Source organism: Pseudoalteromonas sp. S8-8, assembly GCF_000497875.1.
Taxonomy (GTDB): domain Bacteria; phylum Pseudomonadota; class Gammaproteobacteria; order Enterobacterales; family Alteromonadaceae; genus Pseudoalteromonas; species Pseudoalteromonas arctica.
This window is the reverse complement of sequence record NZ_AUTR01000066.1, coordinates 1-5260: the sequence shown is the minus strand read 5'-3', so window position 1 is coordinate 5260 and position 5260 is coordinate 1. Positions and strand designations below refer to the sequence as shown.

The 5260-nt window shown below is 39.0% G+C and carries 5 protein-coding genes; all 5 read left to right on the top strand.

Annotated features, from left to right (window positions below):
* The first annotated feature begins 94 nt into the window (after positions 1–94).
* Entirely contained in the window at positions 95–934 is an 840-nt protein-coding gene (locus L659_RS0119995) for a tyrosine-type recombinase/integrase (RefSeq protein WP_010552625.1), read from the top strand.
* 1 nt (position 935) lies between these two features.
* Positions 936–2060 carry an IS91 family transposase gene (locus L659_RS0119990; protein ID WP_024590281.1) on the top strand — a complete coding sequence of 375 codons (1125 nt, stop codon included), beginning with the start codon at positions 936–938 and terminating at the stop codon, positions 2058–2060.
* Positions 2061–2444: 384 nt separating this feature from the next.
* The gene (locus L659_RS0119985) at positions 2445–3179 is read left to right on the top strand and encodes a hypothetical protein (RefSeq protein WP_024591665.1); all 735 of its coding nucleotides are present in this window, start codon (positions 2445–2447) and stop codon (positions 3177–3179) included.
* 155 nt (positions 3180–3334) lie between these two features.
* Positions 3335–4105: a hypothetical protein gene (locus tag L659_RS0119980; protein ID WP_024591664.1), complete on the top strand. Its 771-nt coding sequence runs from the start codon at positions 3335–3337 to the stop codon at positions 4103–4105.
* A 192-nt stretch (positions 4106–4297) separates the two neighbouring features.
* Positions 4298–5260, top strand: a 963-nt coding sequence (locus tag L659_RS0119975; RefSeq protein ID WP_024591663.1) for a transposase, incomplete at its 3' end; no start/stop codon positions are given.

Genomic DNA, 5260 nt, shown 5'->3' with positions numbered 1-5260 from the left:
GCTGTTGAACAAAGCCGCTACGCGGAGCTAGCAACCTCCAGCATAATTGCCACACTTGTCATTGGGACTTCCCCCTATTCACCGGAGAAAACCAATGACCCCATTAAGACAACGCGTCATAGACGAGATCCGTTTAAGAGGCTACTCACCACGTACCGAAGAATCTTATATAAATGCACTTGCTCAGTTAGCTAATTACTACGATAAATCGCCTGACTTAATTAATAAGGAAGAGCTTGAGGCGTATTTTAGGTATGTAAATCTAACACAGCACTTGTCGCGTGCAACGATTGCAGTAAAACTCAATGCCGTTAATTTTTTATATAAATATGTACTACAGCGCTCATTCAGCATTGATATCGTATTGCCTAAAAAGGCACACACAATACCGATATTATTAACACGAGATGAGGTTCATCGTCTGTTCTTAAATATGGCATCTGCACAGCAAAAAGTCATGCTTTGTATTTGCTATGGGTGTGGGCTCAGAATAAGTGAATTACTGAATTTACGGGTTGTTGATATTGAATTTAGCCAAGACTGCCTATGGGTTAGAGCAGGAAAAGGCAATAAAGACCGTCGTGTCATATTACCTAAAAGTGCAGCAAGGCGGTTAAACGCTTACATAGCAGGCTTTTCCCTTGGCAGTATACTGTTTTGTACCAACTGGGATAAAGAAAAAGCGATTGATGCAAAAACGTTTAGTCGTGGATTAAAACGTGCGGTAACGCGTGCTGAAATTACAAAAAATGTATCCGCGCATAGCTTGCGCCATGCTTATGCTACACATCAAATTGAAGCTGGTATGCCGCTTCATCAGTTACAAAAACAGCTCGGACATACGAGTATTCGTACGACAGAGCGTTATTTGCATTGGTTGCCAGAGATGGCACATAGTAGCCATGATTTAATGGCTGCGTGGGAGGAGGATTAAGATGGCAACAATGCATCATGTCGCGGATGTCTTAGCGCAACACCTCAGTCACTATAAAAAAGTCCATGCATTAACCTATCAACAACAGCGAGTGTGTCAGCATATACAGGACTGTCGAACCGTAAAGTTAGGCGCTCAGCAATGGCAGTGTGATCGCTGCGATCATAATAAAACGGTGTACTGCGCATGCAGAGATAGACACTGTCCGCAGTGCCAAGGGCATGTTAGCGATCAATGGAGTGAACAACAAAGTAAGGATGTCATCAATGCGCCTTATTTTCATCTGGTATTTACACTCCCTCATGAACTAAATGGATTAGCAAGGCAATATCCGCGTGAGATTTACAGCTGTTTATTTCATGCTGTATGGCAAACCCTTAGTCAGTTTGCGCAGCGTAAAAAACAGCTACAAGGCACGTTAGGAATGACTGCGGTCTTACATACATGGGGGCAAAGCCTTGCTCAACATATTCATTTGCACTGTTTAATTCCAGGTGGCGTATTAACATCGTCAGGTGAGTGGCGGGGTGTTAAAAAGCCGTATTTATTTGCAGTAAAAGCCTTAGCAACCGTGTTTAGAGCAAAAATGCTAGCAGCCATTAGGGCGCATAAACTAACGATACCTCAAAACGAATTGTTAATGACAAAATCATGGTGTGTACACAGCAAAGTGAATTTGACCGAAGCGAAAACGGTGTTGAAATACCTTGGACGCTACACACGTAAAGGCATGTTGCATGAAGGACGGCTTAAGCAAGTAACAAAAGATGATGTCACGTTTAGTTATAAAGACTACCGAGACAGCAAAATAAAGCGAATGACATTAACAGGCATAGAATTTATTAGGCGCTATTTACTGCATGTGCTCCCAAGTGGGTTTATGCGAATACGGCACTACGGGTTTTTAGCCAGTGCGTGTAGAGCAAAGAAACGGGGTATTATCAGCGCACAAACAGACAAGCATGAGACTAAAAATAAGGGAAAGTCAGATACAACAGGTGCGATGAGAGTTAATTGGCCGTGCCCATCATGTAAGCAAGGGCAGTTGATAATGAAAAGCCTCTGTATAAAGGATGCAAAAATAGACGGCCTAGCGACGGGAGGCATAATAATGAATAGTGGTTGAGTAGTAAGTCGAACACTTAAAAACAATTCGTTAAATAAGTTGGTGTGACAGAAGATCAGCTTAAATGCGGTGTTGCCTAAAATAAATAAAAAGGATGACAGAAGACAATAAGCAGGCAGAAACGATATAAAAGAACGTAGAAATGTAATTAATAAACAGTAATTAACCCGTTTAGTAGTAAAAGGGTGTCCAATAAAACTGCAATCGACAACTTCCCTAAAAAAGAGAATTCCTATAGCATTAAACATACCAATAAAAACGTTGAGTGAGGAGCATGCTTCGTTCAACAAGGTATTTATACGATACAAACAACGTAACGTATAAATACTAAGACGTTATGTTCTTTATGTGAATTATACTGCAACACTCTAATAGGGCGGGATTTTGGACAACATTTATTACTTGATATTAGGGTTAGTAGCTTTTTTTTCGATTCTATTCTTATTGCCGACTGAAGCAAAAAAGATAAAAAAACAGTTTAAGCGTGAAGTAACAGCGTTAACTGAAAGTATTGATGAAAGAATAGTTAGAATTCAGGGTAAAGCGGTTTTAATAGAAGAATTAACTTCTCCGATTTTTTTAAAGGAAGCTGCAGTAGTCGAAACCAAGTTTTACGAGATGTCAGAATATGCGAAACGTAATACTGGATTTAGTAGTAACAAAGGCGATTGGTCGTTAAAAAATTCGAAAAGCCAAAAAGTAAATTTCTTGCTGCAATGCGGAGGAGAATTCGCACTTATCGATGTCGAACATTGCAAATGGCTACTTACGAAAAATATCGAAACTGTAAACAACTATGGCGATATTGAAGAGCTCTTTTTTAATGGCAAATATAAATATATAGATCTTGCCCCTAGAGTTTTAAAGTTTATTTCGACGTTGGGCTTGAATGCCAAATATTACAAACACAGCATAGACGAAATCATTAAGTTAGACGAATGTGCAATTGAAAATGGCAATCATATTTCAGCCATTGGCAATTGCACATTACGTGATGTTAAGCATTACCCTGAGCTATTTAAATATTTACCAGAATACATAGACAAATTATATATAATTACTGGGACTGAAACAGAGCCAGTATACTTAACTGATGACTTTGGTATTTTATTTGGTTAGTGTCCTGTTGTTTAAAGAACATAACAAGCGCCTAAACTCCGACAATGTAAAGTTGTCATGTTTTTGGCAAACAACGCAAAAAGCCATGCCAACACATTGCGTGTTAGGCGGGCGTTAGATTTCTTTCATCAAATCCACTATCGGTAAACTTTGCAATGTTGAATTTCAGAATTACAAAATACGATCCTAAAAATAGAAATTCCGATGGTCATTACAAAGTTGATGAATGGACGTGTCCATCAGAAGTCGGGAAATCATTTAACGGTGTTGAGTTTAAAGCATCGGAATACTTTGAAGTTGAAGAAAAATATATAAATGCTGTTATAGAATGCCTCCAATCCAAACACATTAAGCACCTTCGAGTAGTAGACCTTGAGTCTAGGCTTGTACAAGATAACCTTTCGGATAAGGATAATCAGTGGTTAGTTAGCGAAGAGTTTAAGGTTATTGATCTATTTGAAGACAAGAAACTCGAAATAGATGATCTTAAAATTGTAATCAAGATGATTTTACGAGGTTTTCTGTGGTGCAGATTAGAGATTAATGAACAATTTAGTCTTAGGTTTGGTTGGGACTACTACATGTATATTTGTTGTATTAATTTAAATGAGAGCACGATTAAAAAAATTAGTGAAACGGGATTGTTTGTTGAGCTACTTGAACCACTTTACGATATGAAACGTTGTGACTTTTATATCCAAACTTGTCGTACAGACGAAGATGGAGATAGCTTAGTTGAAGAAGAAACACTCCTTAAAACTATGACTCGGGAAAAAATAAAGCAAAGTTTAGGTCTTTCTGATGAACATACTGGAAATCATAGTTTTGACATAACTCCTCAAAATTATGCAATGTTTAAAAATGACTTTGAGTTTAACTTTACGGAATATGAGTATTGTCTATATTGCGATAAGATTTACATATAGGTTAAAACGAAATCTAACAAGGGTTTTCAAGTCGGACTCGTAACAGTTTGCTCGGTTCCGCTTCGCTTCACATTTTAGCAAACAATTACAAGCCGCTTAAGAATGAATAATAGTGACACCCATCCTATTTTTTGCAGTTTAGTGAACTAAGTACTAGGCTTTTATCAGTGTGAAAAATAAGCAGGGTGTCTTATGGCAATCGCAAGAAAGCGCCAAGTAAGTTTGGTTGATACAAAGTACTACCATTGCATATCACGTTGCGTACGCCGTGCATTTTTATGTGGGGAAGACCACTTTACAGGTCAATCCTACGAGCATCGTAGAGGCTGGGTTGAAGATAAACTGCTTGAGTTAGCCAAAGTGTTTTGTATTGATGTATGTGCTTATGCTGTTATGAGTAATCACACCCATTTAGTGCTGTATGTTGATGATAAAAAAGCGAATCGGCTGAATGATAAAGCGATTGTTATTCGCTGGCACAAGCTGTGTAAAGGCACTGTACTTACGCAAAAATACATACAGGGTGAAAAGCTAAGTAAAGCTGAACTTATCTTTTTTAATCAAACAGTAAAACAATACCGCGAGCGCCTATCAAGTATTAGCTGGTTTATGCGGTTGTTAAATGAAAACATTGCTCGCAGAGCAAATAAAGAAGATAACTGCACTGGCCGTTTTTGGGAGGGACGATTTACGTCTCAAGCATTATTAGATGGAGCAGCCCTTGCGGCCTGCATGGCGTATGTCGATTTAAACCCCATTAGAGCCAAAATGGCTAACACCCCAGAAGAGTCAGACCATACCAGCATCAAACAGCGTTTAACGTATGCAAAGGATGGCAAGCAACCAAAACAACTACTGCGCTTTGCAGGCATGCCACGTCAAATTATGCCAAAAGGGCTGCCGTTTGAGCTTAAATCGTACCTTGAACTTGTTGAGCTAACAGGGCGCTGTATACGAGAAGACAAACGTGGTTATATTGAAAGTACACACTTACCCTTACTCGAAAGAGTTAATATCTCCCCAGAAAACTGGTTAAAGCTCACCACACAATTTACGCGTGTATTTCATGGTGCAGTCGGCAGGCCAGCCTCACAAGAAGGTTATTGTGAAAACTTAAACCGAAAGCGGCGAGCGAATATCAGTAACTGCGAAAAG